We start from the raw sequence: 17,791 nt of genomic DNA on the forward strand, positions 1-17,791 counted from the left end.
CGCCGGTACGCCCCGAGGCTGGAACCGGATCCTCCCGCACGGTGCGGGAGCCGCCGCTCGGGAACGTCGCTCGGGAACTTCGCTCGGAAAGGCCGGGAACCCTCATGCCCGCCAAGAAACTCACCGTCAACCGCGCCGCGCTCGGCCACCGCATCGGGTACGCCCTGCGCCACCCCGACAAGGTGCCCCGCCATGTCGCCCGCGCGGCCCGGGACCTGTGGCTGAGCCGCCGCCACCAGGACCATGTCTCCTACTACCGCGCGGTGATGCGCTCCGACACCCGGGCCGATCCGGACGCGGCGGTCGGCAGCCGCAGCCGTGAACGGTGGCTCGCCCTCGGGGCCATGCAGTTCGACTACCTGCTCGGACACGGTCTGCGTCCGGAGCACCGCATGCTGGAGATCGGCTGCGGCAATCTGCGGGGCGGCTGGCGGTTCATCCGGCACCTGGAACCGGGCCACTACCACGGCATCGACATCTCACCCGACATCCTCGTGGCCGCCCAGGACACGATCGTGGAGATGGGGCTGCAACAGCGGCTGCCGGCGCTGACACCCGTGCGCGACCTGACGCTGCGGTTCCTGCCCGACGCCCACTTCGACGTGGTGCACGCGCACAGCGTCTTCTCCCACTCGCCGCTCCCGGTCATCGAGGAGTGCCTGGCCCACGTGGGACGGGTGCTCGCGCCCGGCGGCTGGTTCGACTTCACCTTCGACCGCACCGAGGGCGAGGAACACCACGTACTGCGCGAGGACTTCTACTACCGCACCGACACCCTGGTGGCCCTGGCCGAGAAGCACGGCCTGCGAGCGGGCTTCATGGACGACTGGGAGGAACTCCCGCACGGCCAGTCCAAGATCCGCGTCACCCACGGAACCTGACCGATCCGACCGAGCTGACCCGCCCTGAACCGGCTCGACCTGAACCGCCTGCCTTGAACCGGCCTGCCTGTAACCGGCCTGATCCGACGTGACCCGGGGAGAGGGGAACATAGGAGAGGGGAACATAGGGGCATGCGGATGCACGGAGAGCGGTGGGGGGCCCTGGCGGGGGCGGTGCTGGTGATGGGTGCCGCGGCGGCCTGCGGCGGGCAGGGGGACGGCGGCGCGTCGCCGACCGCCACGGCCACCGCGCCCGCCACAGCCGACAACACGGGTACAGGTACAGATACAGATACAGATACAGGCACCAAAGCCTCGCCGACCGCACCTGCCCCCCGGTTCGACGCGGAGATCGGCCTGCCCGACGGCCGACGGGTGGGCATGGCGTACGTCGAGGGGCGCGGGCTCGTGGAACGGCACCGGGACGCGGACTCGGGGGCGTGGAGCGCGCCGCGCGTGCTGTACACGACCGCGACCGACCGGTGCCAGAGCCTCACGCTCAAGGCGTTCGACGGGACGGTCGCGGTCATCGCGGACTGGGGCGACTACTGCTACGACGGCGAGCCGCCCATGGAGTCGCTCGCCGCCGTCGGTACGGCGGATCTCACCCGGTGGGACACGAAACTCACCAGAAGCTTCGACGGCTGGTCGAAGGTCGCCTCCGTGGGCGGCTCGGGGGACCTCGTCTTCACCCGCGGTTCCACCGAGTCGCTGACCCGGCTCCGGTGGAGCGGAACGGACGGCTTCGCCAAGGTGGAGGAGATCCCGCGTTGATCCCCCGCGCTGATCTCCCGCATTGATCCCCCGCCGCGATCGTCTGCCCGGGGTGCCCGCATCCGGACGATCACGAACAGCTAGCGTCGCGGGCTGACTTGGTGTTTTACAGTGGCTCTCGCCAGTCCAGGAGACTCCGGAACCTGTGAGGTACACGCCCATCATGTCGACCGAAACGTTTGAGTTCCAGGTAGAGGCCCGTCAGTTGTTGCAGCTGATGATCCACTCGGTCTACTCGAACAAGGACGTCTTTCTCCGCGAACTCGTCTCCAACGCCTCCGACGCGCTGGACAAGCTACGTCTCGCCGCGCTGCGGGACGACACGCTCGACGCCGACGTCTCCGACCCGCACATCGAGATCGAGATCGACGCGGCCTCCCGCACCCTGACCGTGCGGGACAACGGCATCGGGATGTCGTACGACGAGGTCGGCCGGCTCATCGGCACGATCGCCAACTCGGGCACGGCGAAGTTCGCGCAGGAGCTGCGCGAGGCCCAGGAGGAGGCCGGGGCCGAGGGGCTCATCGGGCAGTTCGGCGTCGGCTTCTACTCCGGTTTCATGGTGGCCGACGAGATGACGCTGCTGACCCGGCGGGCCGGTGAGAGCCACGGCACCCGCTGGTCCTCGCGCGGGGAGGGCACCTACACGCTCGCGAAGGTGGACGACGCGCCGCAGGGCACCACGGTCACGCTGCACCTGAAGCCGGCCGACGCCGACGACCAGCTGCACGACTACACCGCGGACCGGACGATCAAGGAGATCGTCAAGCGCTACTCGGACTTCATCACCTGGCCCATCAGGCTGGTCCCGAAGGCGGTCGACGGCGCCACCGCCGACACCACGGACACCGAGGGGACCGCCGGCGCCGCGCCCGAACCCGAGACGCTGAACTCGATGAAGGCCCTGTGGGCGCGCTCGCGCGACGAGGTGTCCGACGACGAGTACCACGAGCTCTACAAGCACATCAGCCACGACTGGCGCGAACCGCTGGAGACCGTGCGGCTCCAGGCGGAGGGCACCTTCGAGTACCAGGCGCTGCTGTTCGTCCCCTCGCACGCGCCGCACGACCTGTACAACCAGAACTACCAGCGCGGTGTGCAGCTGTACGTGAAGCGCGTCTTCATCATGGACGACTGCGAGGAGCTGCTGCCTCCCTACCTGCGCTTCGTCAAGGGCGTGGTCGACGCGGCGGACCTCTCGCTGAACGTCTCGCGCGAGATCCTCCAGCAGGACCGGCACATCAAAATGATGCAGCGCCGGCTGACCAAGAAGGTCGTCTCCACGGTCAAGGACATGATGACCGCGGCCCCCGACCGCTACGCCACCTTCTGGCGGGAGTTCGGCGCCGTCCTCAAGGAAGGACTGCTGACCGACTCCGACAACCGCGACACCCTCCTCGCCGTCTCCTCGTTCGCGACCACGCACAGCGCGGAGGAGCCGGCCACGCTGAAGAGCTACGTGGAGCGGATGAAGGACGGACAGGACGCCGTCTACTACCTGACCGGCGAGTCCCGGCAGAGCATCGAGAACTCCCCGCACATGGAGGCGTTCCGGGCGAAGGGCATCGAGGTCCTGCTGCTCACCGATCCGGTCGACGAGGTGTGGGTCGACGCGGTGGGCGAGTTCGAGGGCAAGCCGCTGCGGTCCGTCGCGAAGGGCGAGGTCGACCTCGGCGGGGAGGACGACGAGAAGGCCGACGGCGAGCGCGAGAAGCAGAGCGAGGAGTACGCCGGTCTGCTCGACTGGATGAAGGAGCGGCTGGGAGAGGACGTCAAGGAGGTGCGGCTGTCGTCCCGCCTCACCGTGTCCCCGGCCTGCATCGTCTCCGACGCGCACGATCTCACCCCGGCGCTGGAGAACATGTACCGGGCAATGGGGCAGGAGGTGCCGCGCGCCCTGCGGATCCTCGAACTGAACCCCGATCACGCGCTCGTGAAGGGCCTGAACCAGGCCTACAAGGAGCGGGAGGACCGTGCGGGGCTCGCCGAGACCGCCGAACTGCTGCACGGGCTGGCGGTCCTCGCCGAGGGCGGGCGGCCGAAGGAGCCCGGACGGTTCGTGAAGCTGGTGGCGGACCAGCTGGAGCGCGCGCTGTAGTCGACGCCGTGGGGACCGGGCAGCGCCCTCTGCCCGGTTCCTTCACGCGGCGCACACCGAAAGTACTCGTTGCTTGAGTCAATCAAGCGGGCATACGATGCTGCGCAGTCGTGCAGAACCGCATCGCCCCACGGAGGCTCGGCCATGTCCCATGCGCAACCCAGGTCCGCGGAGGCGGGGGAGGGATCCGCCGCACCGCGGGCCGGCCTCGTCGTGGCGGTGCTGGCCTTCGGCGGGATCGTGGTCTCGCTGATGCAGACCCTGGTGATCCCGATCGTCCCGGAGCTGCCGAAGCTGCTGGACGCCCCGGCCTCCGACACGGCCTGGGTGGTCACCGCCACCCTCCTCGCGGCCGCCGTCGCCACCCCCGTCATGGGCCGGCTCGGCGACATGTACGGCAAGCGCCGCATGCTGCTCGTCAGCCTTCTCGTGCTGATCGCGGGCTCGGTCACGGCCGCGCTGGCCGACGGGCTCGTCCCGATGATCGTCGGCCGGGCCCTCCAGGGACTCGCCTCCGGGGTCGTCCCGCTCGGCATCAGCATCATGCGGGACGAACTGCCCGCCGAGCGGCTCGGCTCGGCCACCGCCCTCATGAGCGCCTCCCTCGGCATCGGCGGTGCCCTCGGACTGCCCGCCGCCGCGCTCATCGCGGACCACTTCGACTGGCACGCGCTGTTCTGGACGTCGGCCGCCCTCGGCGTCGTCGCCGCCGTCCTCGTCCCGGTCCTCGTGCCCGAGTCGAAGGTGCGCACCGGCGGGCGCTTCGACCTGGTCGGCGCCCTCGGCATGGCGGCCGGGCTGGTGTGTCTGCTGCTCGCGATCTCCAAGGGCGCCGACTGGGGCTGGGGGAGCGGCGCCACCCTCGGGCTCTTCGCCGCCGCGGTCGTCGTCCTGCTGCTGTGGGGTGGGTTCGAACTGCGCGTCAGGGAACCCCTGGTGGACCTGCGCACCACCGCCCGCCGGCAGGTGCTGGTGACCAACCTCGCCTCGACGGCCTTCGGTTTCTCCATGTTCGCGATGTCCCTGGTCCTCCCTCAGCTGCTTCAGCTGCCTGAGGCGACGGGCTACGGTCTGGGCAGGTCGCTGCTGGCCGTCGGCCTGGTGATGGCCCCCACGGGCCTGGTGATGATGGCCACCGCGCCGCTCTCCGCGCTGATCTCCAGGACACGGGGCCCGAAGGCGACCCTGATGCTCGGCGCCGTCGTGGTCGCCGCCGGGTACGGCCTCAGCATCGTGCTGATGGACGCGGTGTGGGAACTCGTCCTGGTCTCCTGCGTCATCGGCGCCGGCATCGGCTTCGCCTACGGGGCCATGCCCGCGCTCATCATGGGCGCCGTGGACCCCTCCGAGACGGCCGCCGCGAACAGCCTCAACACGCTGATGCGGTCCATCGGAACGTCCACCGCCGGCGCCGTCGCCGGGGTGATCCTGGCCCGGATGACCACCAGCTTCGGTGGTACCGCGCTGCCTTCGGAGAACGGCTTCAAGGTGGTCATGGCCGTCGGCTGCGGAGCGGCGCTCCTGGCGCTCGTGGTCGCCGCGTTCATCCCGCGGCAGCGGCCGGCGGGCCCGGCCACGCCGGCCGCCGGACCCGCCTCCCCGTCGCCCGCCGAGGCCGGTCCGGCAGGAGCCGAACAGGTGCTCGCCGCACCGGTGTTCACGAGGCCGGCGGTCGCCGTACCGGACGAGCAGGTCGTGGGCGCCGCGGTCGCCGTGCCGCTGGCCCGCGCGGTCGCGGAACTCGTCGCGGTCGTCCCCGGGCTGACCGAAGGCGGTCCGGCCGGTGGCGGGCATCCGGTACGCGGGCACGTGCGGGACGCGCGGAGCGCGCCCGTGGACGGCGCCGCGCTCACCCTGATCTCCCTGAGCGGGCGGCAGCTGAGCAGGACGGTCGCCGAGACGGACGGTTCCTACGCCGTCGAGGCGCCGGGAGAGGGCACCTACGTGCTCATCGCCTCCGCCGACGGACACCGGCCACAGGCGACGACCGTGGTGGTCGGGGCGAAGCCGGTGACGTACGACGTGCTGCTCAGCGGCGCCGGCGGGCTCGTCGGCACGGTACGTTCCGTGGACGGCGGGGCGCCCGTCGCCGGGGCCGTGGTCATCCTCACGGACGTGCGCGGCGATGTGCTGGTCACCACGCGGACCGACGGCACGGGCGAGTTCTCCGTCGCCGGACCGGCGCCGGGTCCGGTGACCCTCGCGGTCAGCTCGCCCGGGTACCGGCCGCTGGCACTGCCCGTGGAGATCGGCGGCACCGGTGTCACCCGGGTCGATGTCGTGTTGCGGCCCGGCGCGCTGGTGCGGGGCACGATACGCGGTGCGGGCGCACCGCTGGGCGACGCGCGGGTGACCCTGGTGGACGGGGCCGGGAACGTCGTGGCGACCGCCACGACCGGCAGCGACGGGGCGTACGCCTTCTCCGACCTGGACGACGGCCGGTACACGGTCATCGCGACCGGCTACCCGCCCCGCGCGACCGGCGTCAGCCTCGGCGACGGTGACGTGGACGACCACGACATCGAACTCGCCCACACCGGGGACCGGTTCGGATAGCGGGTGGCTCGCGGGCTCAGGCGAGGAGGACCCTGATGCCCGCCTCCTCGAACCGTTCCACCGCCGCCGCGTCGGCCGCCGTGTCCGTGACCAGCGTGTCCACCGCGTCGGCCGCGCAGATCCGGGCGAACGCCCGCCGCCCCAGCTTGCTGGAGTCGGCGGCCACCACCACCCGCTCGGCGCGCTCGCACAGCAGCCGGTCGACCGCCGCCTCGGCCTCGTCGTGCGCGGCGGCGCCGTGCGTCGCGTCGAAGGACACGACACCGAGCACCGCCACGTCGAGGGTGATCTGACCCAGCACCCCGTCCGCGAGCGGCCCGACCAGCTCGTACGACTGCGCCCGTGCCACCCCGCCGGTCACCACGATCTTGAACTGGGGGCGCACCGCCAGCTCCGCCGCGATGTTCAGCGCGTTCGTGACCACGGTCAGCGCGGGCGAGCCGGACGTCAGATCGCCCCGCACGGCCAGCGCGCGCGCCACCTCCGTCGTCGTCGTGCCGCCGGTCAGTCCGACCGCCTCGCCGGGCGCGACCAGATCGGCCACCGCCCTCGCGATCCGCTGCTTCTCGGAGGCCTGCCGGGCCGTCTTGTACCGCAACGGCAGCTCGTACGACACCCCGTGCACCACCGCCCCGCCCCGGGTGCGCAACAGCATCTGCTGCTCGGCGAGCTGGTCGAAGTCACGGCGGATCGTCGCCGCCGACACGGCGAGCTCGGCCGCCGCGTCCTCGACGTCCAGCCGGCCGCGCTCGACGAGGAGCTCCAGCAGCGCCTTCCAGCGGGCGTCACGCGACATCGACGTTCTCCGTTCGCATGCTTGAAGCCGTTCGAATGAAGCCATGACGCGGACCGTCGAGCGGATCGTCACCGGTGCGGGTCTGGTCTCACCCTCGCCTGACCGACCTCAGCACCACGAACTTCCGGTCACCGGCGACCAGTTCACTGTTGCCGAACAGCCGCTTCAGCTTTAGGTGGTAGCCCAGGTGCCGGTTGCCCACCACCCACAGCTCACCGCCCGGCCGCAGCGCGCGCTGGGCCCCGGTGAACATCCGCCAGGCGGTGGCGTCCGTCGTCGCCTGGTGGGAGTGGAACGGCGGGTTGTTCAGCACGACGTCGACACTGCCGTCCGCCACCCCCGCCAGCCCGTCGCCGACCCGGAACTCGGCGTGCCCCGGCACACCGTTCGCCTTGTACGTGGCCTCCGCCGACGCCACCGCCTGGAACGACTCGTCCGTGAACAGCACCTCGGCCTCCGGGTTGGCCAGCGCCACCGCCGTGCCGACGATCCCGTTGCCGCAGCCCAGGTCGACGACCCGGCGGGCGCCGCTGGTCCCCGGCAGGTGCTTCAGAAGGAACCGGGTGCCGATGTCCAGCCGTTCGGCGCAGAACACGCCCGCGTGGTTGACGACCGGACGGCCGGAGAGGGCGCCGCCGACGTCGTCGGGCAGGTCGTAGGCGAGCGGCCACGGGTTGGCCGGGTGTCGCAGCGACGGGGCCGGTGTGCAGAGGACGAGCCGGGCCTTCTGCTCGGCGAGCGAGGTCCGGGTCGGCCCCAGGATGCGCTCGAACAGCCTCAGCGTCGAGGTGTGGATCTCCTTCACCATGCCGGTGCCGACGACGACCGTGCCCGCGTGCACGGCGGGCGCCAGCCGCAGCAGCTGGTCCTCCAGCAGCGCCAGGCTCTTGGGCACCCGGACCAGGAGCACGTCGATCCGCTCCGGCACCGGGTCCTGGGTGGTGAGCAGCCGGACCGCACCGGTCTCCACGCCGGCCCGCGCCAGGTTCGCCCGGGTCGCCTCCTGCCCGAGCCAGGAGTCGGTGATCTGCGTCGGGCGGTGCGCGGCGAGCGCCGTGACGAGCGCGCCCCAGCGGTCGCCCAGCACCACCACCGTGCCGGTCAGCGGGACGTCCTGCTCCGCGAGGTGTCTGAGCAGGTAGGCGTCGGATGCGTCCCAGGCGCGCAGCGTCTCACGCGGATCCTCGGGGTGGCGGGCCAGCGTGACCTCGCCCCACGGCGTCGTCATACGGTCGTTCATCGTGCCCCAAGGCTAACCGAGCAGCAGCTCAGGCCCGGTGTCGGACCCATGGCGGAGGATGGGTCCATGGACTCCGAGCTGTTTCCGCGCGAACGTGCGCAGGTCGCGCCGGGCGCGGTGCACGTGCCCGGCTGGATGGATCCGGCACACCAGCGCGAGCTGCTCCGGGCCTGCCGCGACTGGGCCCGTCCGCCGGCCGGCCTGCGCACGGTCCGTACGCCCGGCGGCGGCACGATGACCGCCCGCCAGGTCTGCCTGGGCTGGCACTGGTACCCGTACGCCTACGCCCGCACCGTCAGCGACGGCGACGGCGCGCCCGTCAAGCCCTTCCCCGCCTGGCTGGGCGAGCTGGGCCGGCGCGCGGTGGCCGACACGCTGGGACCGGCCGAGGCCAGGGGGGCCGCGTACGACATCGCACTGATCAACTTCTACGACGGCGATGCCCGCATGGGCATGCACCGTGACGCCGACGAGAGATCCGACGCGCCCGTGGTCTCCCTCAGCCTCGGCGACACCTGCGTCTTCCGCTTCGGCAACCCGCGGACCCGGACCCGGCCCTACACCGACGTCGAGCTGCGCAGCGGCGACCTGTTCGCGTTCGGGGGGCCGTCGCGGCTCGCCTACCACGGGGTGCCGCGGGTCCTGCCGGGCACGGCGCCGGCCGGCCTCGGCCTGACGGGACGGCTGAACGTCACGCTGCGGGTGAGCGGCTTCCCGGACGCCACCTGAGGAACGGATCATGGGAGACTCGCCCTCATGAGCGGCAAGGCGGACCCCCGGCCGGCGGGGGATGGGACCACCTCGAGAGCGCGGTTGGACCGGGGGCGCGGTGCGCTCGGGCCCGCGTTGGAGCTCGTGCACACCGGGCGGGCGCCCACCCGTGCGGTACTCACCGCCGAACTCGGCGTCACCCGCGCGACGGCCGGCGCGGTCGCCGCGGAGCTGGAGGCGCTGGGCCTGATCAGGGTCGACGCGCGGCCGGGCGCCGCCGCCGGTTCGCAGGGCCGCCCCTCGCACCGGCTCGAGGTCGCGGAGGAAGGCCCGGTCGCGCTCGCCGCGCAGGTCCACGCCGACGGGTTCCGGGCCGCGCTGGTCGGTCTCGGCGGGCGGATCGTCGCCACCACGCCCAGCTGCGAGACCGTCGACGCCGACCCCGCCAAGGTCCTCGGCGCCGCGGTCGACGCCGGCGCCGAGCTGCTGCGGCAGACGGGCCGGCCCTGTGTGGGCGCCGGACTCGCCGTACCGTCCGCGGTCACCGAACCCGAGGGACTGGCGCTCAACCCCCTGCACCTGGCGTGGCCGGTGGGCGCGCCCGTGCGGGAGATCTTCGCCGAACGGATCCGCGCGGCCGGTCTCACCGGCCCCGGGTTCGTGGGCAACGACGTCAACCTCGCCGCTCTCGCGGAACACCGGCACGGCGCCGGACGCGGTGCCCGTGACCTGCTGTGCGTGGCCACCGGCCACCGGGGCGTCGGCGGCGCGCTGGTCCTGGACGGCCGTCTGCACACGGGCAGTTCGGGCCTCGCTCTGGAGGTCGGCCATCTCACCGTCAACCCGGAGGGCCGCCCCTGCTACTGCGGCAGCCGGGGCTGTCTCGACGTCGAGGCCGATCCGCTGGCCCTGCTCACCACCGCGGGCCGTGAACCCGGCCCCGAGGGTTCCCTGCTCCAGCAGGCCAACGAACTGATCGCCGAGGAGTACGGCGATCCGGTGGTCCGTACGGCCGCCGAAGCCCTGATCGACCGGCTCGGCCTGGGCCTGGCGGGCCTGGTGAACATCCTCAACCCCGACCGCATCATTCTCGGCGGTCTGCACCGCACCCTTCTCGACGCCGACCCCGACCGGCTGCGCGCCGTCGTCGCCGACCGGAGTCTGTGGGGCCGCAGCGGTGGCGTCCCCATCCTCGCCTGCTCCCTCGATCACAACAGCCTGGTCGGCGCGGCCGAGTTGGCCTGGCAGCCGGTACTGGACGACCCGCTGGGGGCGCTGGGCCCCGTGTGACCCACGGCGCCACCCACGACACCGCCGGCCCTGCGGCTCCGCCCGGCTCACCGCCCTGCCGGGCGGCCCGGCAGGGCAAACCGGCCGTTCCCGTCCTGCGCCTCTGCCCGGCCTACAGCGCGGCTCCGCCGTCGATCACCAGGTCGGCGCCCACGACGGACGCCGCGTCGTCCGACGCGAGATACAGCACCGCCCGGGCCACCTCGTCCGTCGACGACACCCGGCCCAGCGGCGACTGCTCCTTCATCCGCAGGGCACGGTCGCCCTCGGACTCGCCGGGCCGCAGCGACATGGCCGTGTCGGACGGGCCGGGGCTGACGGCGTTGATCCGGACGCCGTCCCCTATGTGTTCCAGGGCTGCGCCACGGGTCAGGGCGGTCACGGCGGCCTTGCTCGCGGCGTACGCGGTCACGCCCGGGATCTGCCGGTGCACACCGATGTTGGACGACACGTTGACGATCGCGCCGCCGTCCGGCTGGGTCCGCATCTGCCGTACCTCGGCCCGCAGGGCCAGGAAGACCCCGGTCAGGTTGATGTCGACCATGGACCGCCAGTCCGCCTCGTCGACATCGGCGAGCGGCTGTCCCGCCCGCAGGACCCCCGCGTTGTTGACGGCGACGTCGAGTGAGCCGAAGCGGTCGACGGCCGCCCCGACGAGCGTGTCCAGTTCGGCGGCGCGTGAGACGTCGGCGACCTGGGCGAGCGCGGTTCCGCCGGCCCGCTCGACGAGCCCGACCGTCTCGTCGAGCGAGGCGCGGGTGCGTCCGGCCACGACGACCCGGGCCCCCTCGGCGGCGAAGGCCAGGGCGAGGGTACGTCCGATGCCGGAGCCACCGCCGGTGACGAGTGCGGTGCGGCCGGAGAAACGGTTTCGAGGCATGCCAGTCCTTTCCGGACCGATCGTTCCAATATGTGGGCGGGTGGCAGTGCCGTCGCGGGCAGGGGGAGCGACCCTGGCGGTTTCCCGGGGGCCGTCAGTCCAGCAGGGTGAGCGCCTGCTCCGCCGCGTCGCGCACCCGCGCGGGATCGGGGGAGGCCTTGCCGACCACCCGCAGTCCCTGGAGCAGTACCAGCAGCATGCGGGCCAGTCCGCGCGGATCCCGCCCGGCCGGCAGTTCGCCCCGCGCCCGCGCGCGCACCAGCGCCGACTCCAGCAGCGTCTCCAGATGCTCCCAGCTCCGCTCGACCCGGCGGGCCGCCGCGGTGTCGTGCGGGGCCAGTTCCGCCGCCGTGTTGGTGACGAGGCACCCGTACGCGCGGCTCGTCTCGTCCGTGGCCTCCGCCGCGAACCGCCGCACCAGGGCACGCACCGCGGGGAGCGCGGGACCCGGCTGCGACAACTCGTCCAGGAGCAGCGGCTGGTGTGTCTCGCCGTACCGGTCCAGCGCTTTCAGGTACAGGTCGTGCTTGTTGCCGAAGGTCGCGTAGAGACTGGCGCGGCCGATGCCCAGGTGCGCGACGAGGTCCGCCATCGACGTGGCCTCGTAGCCGCGCCGCCAGAACAGCTCCAGCGCCGACCGCAGGGCCGCGTCCGGGTCGAATTCCTTGGTCCTGGCCATGAGGTGACGCTAGATCAGACGAGAACGATCGGTCAAGTACGGACCGCTGTGACGCCGGGTCGGTGCCGGGTCAGTCGTCCTCGCAGGCGTCGGCGCGGAAGTCCGCGGTCGACGCGGTCAGATAGCCGTCGTCGTCGGCGCCCGGCACATCACCCGCGAAGTAGCGCACCTGACCCGGGGTGAGCGCGGCCAGGTGGGCGAGTGTGAAGGAGACGTCGACCGTCGACCAGGAGTTGTCCTCGGTCGATCCGTACAGGACGTAGGTGCGCTGCCGTTCGAGCGTGACCGGCTGCTGCCCGTCGAGGCTCCAGCCCTCGCCTCCGGTGCGCAGCGGCCAGGTGACGAAGCCGTCGGCGGGCTCCGCGCGGCTCCAGCTCCCCACGTCCTCGGTCTCCTGGCCGCCGTCCCCGGTGTACAGGACGGCTCCGTCGATGTGGTGATGACAGACCATCAGCACACCGACCGGCTGTCCGTCCTCGGTCACCGTGATGCCCGTGCTGCCCGCCTCCGGCACCGTGCAGCCGGTCGAGGAGGCCAGCATCGCAAGACCGAGGCAGGCCGCGGCGGCGTACCGGATCCGCATGGTCACCCCCTGGAGGAGACTCACATCCTGACCTCCATGGGCACGACGGACAAGGTCCGTGGGCCGGTTGCTACCAGCTCCGCGCCGCCGCCCGCAGCCGGTCGCGGACCCGGAGCACATCGGGGTCGGCCTCGCCGCCGGGACGCTGGACGAGGAAGAGCGTGTTGAGCGGCGGTTCCTCGGGGGAGTGCAGCCGGGCCAGGCGGCCCGTGTCCAGGTACTCCTGGCACAGGGAGTACGGCAGCACGCTGTACCCGGCGCCCGCGTTGACCGCCGACAGGACCGCGTACAGATTGGGCACCGTGACCGCGGCGCTCGCGGTGAGCTGCTTGCCGAAGACGTTGCGCCAGTAGCGGCGGGCGATGGGCAGATCCTCGGCGTACGTCACCAGCGGTACGTCCCGTAGCGCGGCGGACAGCCCGCCGTCCCCGGCGTGCTCCTCGACCCGCCGGGCCCAGGCGGGGGAGGTGACCAGGACGTACTCCTCGTCGGCCAGCGGCACCGACTCCAGCGCACGACCGCGCGGCCGCCGGGTGGCGATCACCAGGTCGTGCCGGCCGGCCCGCAGCTCGTCCAGCAGCGGTTCGGTCAGCCCCTGCGTGACCCGCAGCCGAAGCCCGTCGGCGACCAGCGGGGCCAGCGCGGGCAGCACCCGCACGCAGAGCAGCTCCGACGGCCCCGCCAGATGCACCGGCGTGCTCCGCCCGGACTGCGGACCGCCCTCGAGCGCGGCCAGCGCGTCCAGCGGCGCGGCGACCTGCCCGGCGAGCTCATGCGCCGGCGGTGTGGGTTCCACCCCCCTGGGCAGCCGGGTGAACAGTTCACGCCCGGTCTGCTGCTCCAGGGCGCGGATCTGGGCGGTCACGGTGGGCTGCGAGAGCCCCAGCAGAGGGGCCGCCGCCGTGAAGGAGCCGGAGCGGTACACGGCCAGAAAGGTGCGCAGCAGGTTCAGGTCGGCGTGCGTCGGCAGCCGTCTGCCGGCGGCGGCCCCGCCACCCTTGCCGACGAGGCCACCCTTGCCGACGAGCTCGCCGACGTCGGACGTCCGGTTCTCCATACCGACCAGCCTAACCGCCGTACGCATCGGCATCCCGATGGCAGACATCGACCGCTCTATTGGCATCCCGATGGGAGGCGGTCCTACCGTCGAAGCGGTCGCCGAGCGGCGGCACCCGCACTCCCCGGAAGGACCCACGATGACCACGCAGAACGCGATCACCTGGCCCGAGCAGTACCTCCCCGGCACCGGCGACAACTTCGTCTCCAACGAGGTGATCGTGCGGGGCCTCACGGCCGCGAAGGTCTGGCACTTCCTGATCGACACCTCCACGTGGGAGGGCTACTACGACAACGTCGCGGACATCTCCTTCCCGCAGGGCGGTGGCCCCCGGCTGAAGGACGGCCTCGCGTTCAGCTTCGGCACCTTCGGCTTCCCGCCCCTGGACGCGCTGGTCGTCGAGTTCCGGGCCCCCGCGGACGGCGTCCCCGGCCGCCTGTCCTGGACGGCCGGGCAGGACGGCACGCCCGAGGAGCGGCTCGACGTGCTGCACGCCTGGCTGGTGGAGGACCTGCCCGGCGGCCGGGTCCGCATCCTGACCCAGGAGACCCAGATCGGGCAGCCCGCGGCCGCCCTGGCGGGCGAGCGGCCGAACCCGATGCTCAACGGCCACCAGGCGTGGCTGGACGGCCTGGTCGCCGTGGCGTCGAAGTAGGTTGAAGCCATGACAGACGAACTGACCGTGGGCGTCCTCGGCACCGGCATCATGGGCGCCGCGATGGCCCGCAACCTGGCCCGGGCGGGCCACACCGTGCGCGCCTGGAACCGCACCCGCGCCAAGGCCGAGCCGCTCGCCGCCGACGGCGTCCACGTCGTCGACACCCCCGCCGAGGCCGTCGAGGGCGCGGACGTCGTCCTCACCATGCTGTACGACGGTCCCGCCGCCCTGGACGTCATGCGCGAGGCCGCTCCCGGACTGCGTGCCGGTGCCGCCTGGGCGCAGTCGACGACCGCCGGGACGGGGGCCGTCGGCGAACTGGCCGCCTTCGCCCGCGAGCACGACCTCGTCTTCTACGACGCTCCCGTGCTGGGCACCCGGCAACCCGCCGAGGCGGGTCGGCTGACCGTGCTGGCGGCGGGCCCGAGCGAGCATCGCGACGCGGTGACGCCGGTCTTCGACGCGGTGGGCGCGCGGACGGTGTGGACGGGTGAGGACGGCGGCGAGGGCAGTGCGACCCGCCTGAAACTGGTGGCCAACAGCTGGGTCATCGCGGCCACCGCCGCGGCCGGCGAGGTCCTCGCCCTGTCGCAGTCCCTGGACGTCGACCCGAACGCGTTCTTCGAGCTGATCGCGGGTGGACCGCTCGACATGGGGTACTTGAAGGCGAAGACCGGCCTGATCCTCGAAGACCGGCTCTCGCCCGCGCAGTTCGCGGTGACGACGGCGGCGAAGGACGCGCGTCTGATCGTCGAGGCCGGCCGGGAGAACGGCGTCCGCCTGGACGTGGCGGCGGCGAGTGCCGAGCGTCTGGAGCGGGCCGCGGCACAGGGCCACGGCGACGAGGACATGGCCGCCGCCTACTTCGCCAGCTTCGACAACAAGGCCTGAGCTCCGACAAGAGACCCTGCGTTTCGAGAAGAAGCCCTCAGCTCCGACGAGAAGGCCTGCGCTTCGACAAGAAGGGCCCGAGCTTCGAAAAGAAGCCCTCAGCTCCGACGAGAACGCCTGAACCGTGAGGAGATTCCGTGTCCAAGCCCCCGCTTCCGCCCGAGGCCGTCAAGCTCCTGGGCCGCCCCAACCCCTGTGTGATGGCGACCCTGCGTTCCGACGGAGCCCCCGTCTCGACCCCCACCTGGTACGTCTGGGAGGACGGGCGCGTCCTGATCAGCCTGGACGAGGGCCGGGTCCGCCTCGCGCACCTGCGCCGCGACCCGCGGCTGACCCTCACCGTCCTCGACACCGACGACTGGTACACGCACGTCACCCTCATCGGGCGGGTGACCGAGCTGCACGAGGACGAGGGCCTTGCCGACATCGACCGCATCTCGACCCACTACACGGGCAAGCCGTACCCCGACCGGGTCCGCTCCCGCGTCAGCGCCTGGATCGAGATCGACCGCTGGCACGGCTGGGGCGCCCTGAAGGACAGCGACCAGGCGTCCACCTGAGCGTCCCGGCGGCCGGGCCCGGCGTTCAGCGCCACTCGACGCCGAAGGCCCGCCCCGGGTTCTCCGCCAGGATCCGCGTCACGAGCTCCTCACCCACGGCGAGCGCCAGTCGTGGCCGTACCCGGCGCAGCAGATACGGCATCCCGGGGCCGCCGTCGACGGAACGGGCCGCGGCCGTCGTGGTGTCGCCGCCGAGCAGCAGCCGGTCGCCGAAACCGGCGTCGGCGAGAGCCCGTACGGCGTCCGGCATCCGCCAGTCCGTGGTGTGGTGGGCGCGTGACGGGCCGTCGAAGGCGAGCCAGCAGCCCGCCTCGGCGGCCTGCCGGTGCGCCACCTCGTCGGGCGCGCGGTTGAGATGCCCGAGGATCACGCGGTGCGGGGGCACGCCCAACTCCCCGCACAGCAGGTCGATCACGTCGAGCGCGCCGGTGCCCAGCTCCAGATGGACGGCGATCGGTGCGTCCGTCGCGTGATGCGCCTCGGCCGCGGCGGTCATGGCCCAGCGGGTGTGCGCGTCGAGAGCGTGGAAGCCGCCGGCGACCTTGACGAGCCCGGCGCGGACCCCCGACGTCCCGATGCCCTCGGTCAGTTCGGCCACGAACACCCCGGCGAGCCGGTGCCGCAGTCCGTCGAGCGTCGCCTCGTCGTAGTGGACGTCCTGGTGCAGACCCGTCGCGGCCACCACGTGCACCCCGGCCTCCCGGGACAGCGGCGGCAGATCCGCCGCGCGCCGCCCGAGACCGTACGGCGTCCACTGCACGACGGCGTCACCGCCCTGCGCGCGGAACGCGGCGAGCTCGGCGCCCGCCGCGGACCGGCTGTTCAGCTCCTGACCGGGCAGCCGGGGACTGCCGAAGAACAGGTGGTCGTGCGCGTCGCACACGCCGAGCCGCTCGGCCGGCAGGTCCCCGAGCACGGTCCGGACGGCCCTCACCACTGCCGGCCCCCGGGCAGGGCGGCCCGCCCCGGTGCCGACAGGTGCAGCACCCGGAACAGGTCGCCGTCGGCGACAGGCGTGTCGTGCTCCCAGAGCGAGAAGTGCACGCTCTCCCAACGGCTCGTGTCCACCGCCGCAGCCGCGAGCACCGCGCCCTCCTCCCGCGCCAGCCGCGCCGCCCCGTCCGCCGCGCCCCGCGCCAGCTCGGACAGCGCCACCCCGTCCGGCACCGGCTCGCGGCGCCGTACGGCGAACAGGGCGGGGGAATCGGCGGCGACGCCCTCCTCGTACGCCAGGCCGGTCCACTGACGGACCGTCGGACGCCCGAAGTCGTCGACCGGTTTCTGGAAGCCGCCTCCCCAGAGGAAGGTGTTCATGCCCTCCACGGTGTTCCAGAGGTAGAACGGCGCGTACTGGTTGACCGGCGAGCCGTGCACCCCGCGCTCGCGCAGCAGGTACGCCTTGAGGCCGAGGCCCTCCCAGTCGTCGAGCAGATGCCCGGCACGGGACACGCGCGCGTGGATGACGCCCATGTCGTAGTCGGCGGGCAGCGTGAGTTCGTACTGCATGGCGTGCATCGGGCCTCCTAGCCGGCCGGACGAGGTGCGAGCAGCGAGAGCAGCCCGCGGACACCCGCGTCGAACGCGGTCGGCGAACCGGACGCGCGGGCCAGGACGTAACCGCCCTGTACGGTCGCGACGACGGTGGCGGCGATCGCCTCGCCGTCCAGCTCGGGCGCGAACTGCCCCTGTTCCTTGCCCTCTTCGACGAGGTGCGCGATCCGTTCACGGATCCGGTCGATCGTGTCGTCCACGGGTTCGCGCAGTTCGTCGCTCGCGATCACCTCCGGATCCATCGTCAGCCGCCCGATGGGGCAGCCGCGCAGCACGTCCCGCTCGCGCGTGAGGTACGCCGCGATGCGCTCGTACGGTGTGCCCGGCCCGTCGAGCACTCCCTCGGCGGTGGCCCGCATCTCGTCGGCCGTGCGCCGGATCGCCGCCAGGGCGAGGTCGGGCTTGCCCTTGAAGTGGTGGTACATGCTGCCCTGCCCGGCGCCCGCACGCTCCAGGATCGCCTTGGGGCTGGTCCCCACGTAACCGCGCTCCCAGAGCAGCTCCCGGGTGGACTCGATCAGTCGCTCCGAAGTGCTCGACGTACTCATGCGACGACTGTACATACCAGTAGGTACAGAAGTCGAGG

General features: G+C 72.5%; 18 protein-coding genes. 9 read left to right on the forward strand and 9 right to left on the reverse strand.

Annotated elements, in window-relative coordinates:
* Positions 1-104: 104 nt before the first annotated feature.
* The 4 genes from ABT070_RS06550 to ABT070_RS06565 all read left to right on the forward strand — a co-directional run bounded on the left by ABT070_RS06550 (position 105) and on the right by ABT070_RS06565 (position 6,309).
* Positions 105-881 (forward strand): class I SAM-dependent methyltransferase, encoded by a 777-nt coding sequence (locus ABT070_RS06550; RefSeq protein WP_351755553.1) that lies wholly within the window; start codon positions 105-107, stop codon positions 879-881.
* Positions 882-1,013: 132 nt separating this feature from the next.
* Entirely contained in the window at positions 1,014-1,655 is a 642-nt protein-coding gene (locus tag ABT070_RS06555) for a hypothetical protein (RefSeq protein ID WP_351755555.1), read from the forward strand.
* A 163-nt stretch (positions 1,656-1,818) separates the two neighbouring features.
* Entirely contained in the window at positions 1,819-3,753 is a 1,935-nt protein-coding gene (htpG, locus tag ABT070_RS06560) for a molecular chaperone HtpG (protein ID WP_351755558.1), read from the forward strand.
* Between the two features lie 144 nt (positions 3,754-3,897).
* Positions 3,898-6,309 (forward strand): MFS transporter, encoded by a 2,412-nt coding sequence (locus ABT070_RS06565; RefSeq protein WP_351755561.1) that lies wholly within the window; start codon positions 3,898-3,900, stop codon positions 6,307-6,309.
* Between the two features lie 16 nt (positions 6,310-6,325).
* Here the strand turns inward: ABT070_RS06565 and ABT070_RS06570 are convergent, their stop codons facing one another.
* Positions 6,326-7,105: a DeoR/GlpR family DNA-binding transcription regulator gene (locus ABT070_RS06570; protein ID WP_351755563.1), complete on the reverse strand. Its 780-nt coding sequence runs from the start codon at positions 7,103-7,105 to the stop codon at positions 6,326-6,328.
* Between the two features lie 88 nt (positions 7,106-7,193).
* Positions 7,194-8,333, reverse strand: coding sequence for a methyltransferase (locus tag ABT070_RS06575; RefSeq protein WP_351756001.1), 1,140 nt, complete (start codon positions 8,331-8,333; stop codon positions 7,194-7,196).
* A gap of 78 nt (positions 8,334-8,411) precedes the next feature.
* On the opposite strand from ABT070_RS06575, the gene ABT070_RS06580 reads away from it, so the two are divergent.
* Positions 8,412-9,074, forward strand: coding sequence for an alpha-ketoglutarate-dependent dioxygenase AlkB family protein (locus tag ABT070_RS06580; RefSeq protein ID WP_351755566.1), 663 nt, complete (start codon positions 8,412-8,414; stop codon positions 9,072-9,074).
* A 27-nt stretch (positions 9,075-9,101) separates the two neighbouring features.
* A complete protein-coding gene (locus ABT070_RS06585) occupies positions 9,102-10,346 on the forward strand; it encodes an ROK family protein (protein ID WP_351755569.1) in 1,245 nt (414 codons plus the stop codon).
* 112 nt (positions 10,347-10,458) lie between these two features.
* On the opposite strand, the gene ABT070_RS06590 is transcribed toward ABT070_RS06585, so the two are convergent.
* From ABT070_RS06590 to ABT070_RS06605, 4 genes are all read right to left on the reverse strand, one after another.
* The gene (locus ABT070_RS06590; protein WP_351755571.1) at positions 10,459-11,226 is read right to left on the reverse strand and encodes an SDR family NAD(P)-dependent oxidoreductase; all 768 of its coding nucleotides are present in this window, start codon (positions 11,224-11,226) and stop codon (positions 10,459-10,461) included.
* A gap of 94 nt (positions 11,227-11,320) precedes the next feature.
* The gene (locus ABT070_RS06595; RefSeq protein ID WP_351755574.1) at positions 11,321-11,905 is read right to left on the reverse strand and encodes a TetR/AcrR family transcriptional regulator; all 585 of its coding nucleotides are present in this window, start codon (positions 11,903-11,905) and stop codon (positions 11,321-11,323) included.
* Between the two features lie 70 nt (positions 11,906-11,975).
* Complete coding sequence (locus tag ABT070_RS06600; RefSeq protein ID WP_351755577.1) at positions 11,976-12,512, reverse strand: hypothetical protein; 537 nt, start codon at positions 12,510-12,512, stop codon at positions 11,976-11,978.
* A gap of 46 nt (positions 12,513-12,558) precedes the next feature.
* The gene (locus tag ABT070_RS06605) at positions 12,559-13,545 is read right to left on the reverse strand and encodes a LysR family transcriptional regulator (protein WP_351755579.1); all 987 of its coding nucleotides are present in this window, start codon (positions 13,543-13,545) and stop codon (positions 12,559-12,561) included.
* 139 nt (positions 13,546-13,684) lie between these two features.
* Between ABT070_RS06605 and ABT070_RS06610 the strand changes: the two genes are divergently transcribed.
* The 3 genes from ABT070_RS06610 to ABT070_RS06620 all read left to right on the forward strand — a co-directional run bounded on the left by ABT070_RS06610 (position 13,685) and on the right by ABT070_RS06620 (position 15,654).
* The gene (locus ABT070_RS06610) at positions 13,685-14,200 is read left to right on the forward strand and encodes an SRPBCC family protein (protein WP_351755582.1); all 516 of its coding nucleotides are present in this window, start codon (positions 13,685-13,687) and stop codon (positions 14,198-14,200) included.
* A gap of 9 nt (positions 14,201-14,209) precedes the next feature.
* On the forward strand, positions 14,210-15,094 hold the full coding sequence (locus tag ABT070_RS06615; protein ID WP_351755584.1) for an NAD(P)-dependent oxidoreductase: 885 nt from the start codon (positions 14,210-14,212) through the stop codon (positions 15,092-15,094).
* A 137-nt stretch (positions 15,095-15,231) separates the two neighbouring features.
* Positions 15,232-15,654 carry a PPOX class F420-dependent oxidoreductase gene (locus ABT070_RS06620; RefSeq protein WP_351755587.1) on the forward strand — a complete coding sequence of 141 codons (423 nt, stop codon included), beginning with the start codon at positions 15,232-15,234 and terminating at the stop codon, positions 15,652-15,654.
* A 25-nt stretch (positions 15,655-15,679) separates the two neighbouring features.
* Here ABT070_RS06620 and ABT070_RS06625 read toward each other — a convergent pair whose 3' ends face one another.
* Genes ABT070_RS06625 through ABT070_RS06635 form a run of 3 tightly spaced genes read right to left on the reverse strand, consistent with a single transcriptional unit; the run spans position 15,680 to position 17,753 of the window.
* The gene (locus ABT070_RS06625; RefSeq protein ID WP_351756003.1) at positions 15,680-16,588 is read right to left on the reverse strand and encodes a phosphotriesterase family protein; all 909 of its coding nucleotides are present in this window, start codon (positions 16,586-16,588) and stop codon (positions 15,680-15,682) included.
* Positions 16,585-17,169 (reverse strand): DUF4865 family protein, encoded by a 585-nt coding sequence (locus ABT070_RS06630; protein WP_351755590.1) that lies wholly within the window; start codon positions 17,167-17,169, stop codon positions 16,585-16,587. Before ABT070_RS06630 ends, ABT070_RS06625 begins: the two co-directional genes overlap by 4 nt.
* 8 nt (positions 17,170-17,177) lie before the next feature.
* Complete coding sequence (locus ABT070_RS06635) at positions 17,178-17,753, reverse strand: TetR/AcrR family transcriptional regulator (protein ID WP_351755592.1); 576 nt, start codon at positions 17,751-17,753, stop codon at positions 17,178-17,180.
* Positions 17,754-17,791 lie beyond the last annotated feature (38 nt).

The sequence above is a fragment of the Streptomyces sp. NPDC002884 genome (assembly GCF_040295245.1).
Lineage (GTDB): Bacteria > Actinomycetota > Actinomycetes > Streptomycetales > Streptomycetaceae > Streptomyces.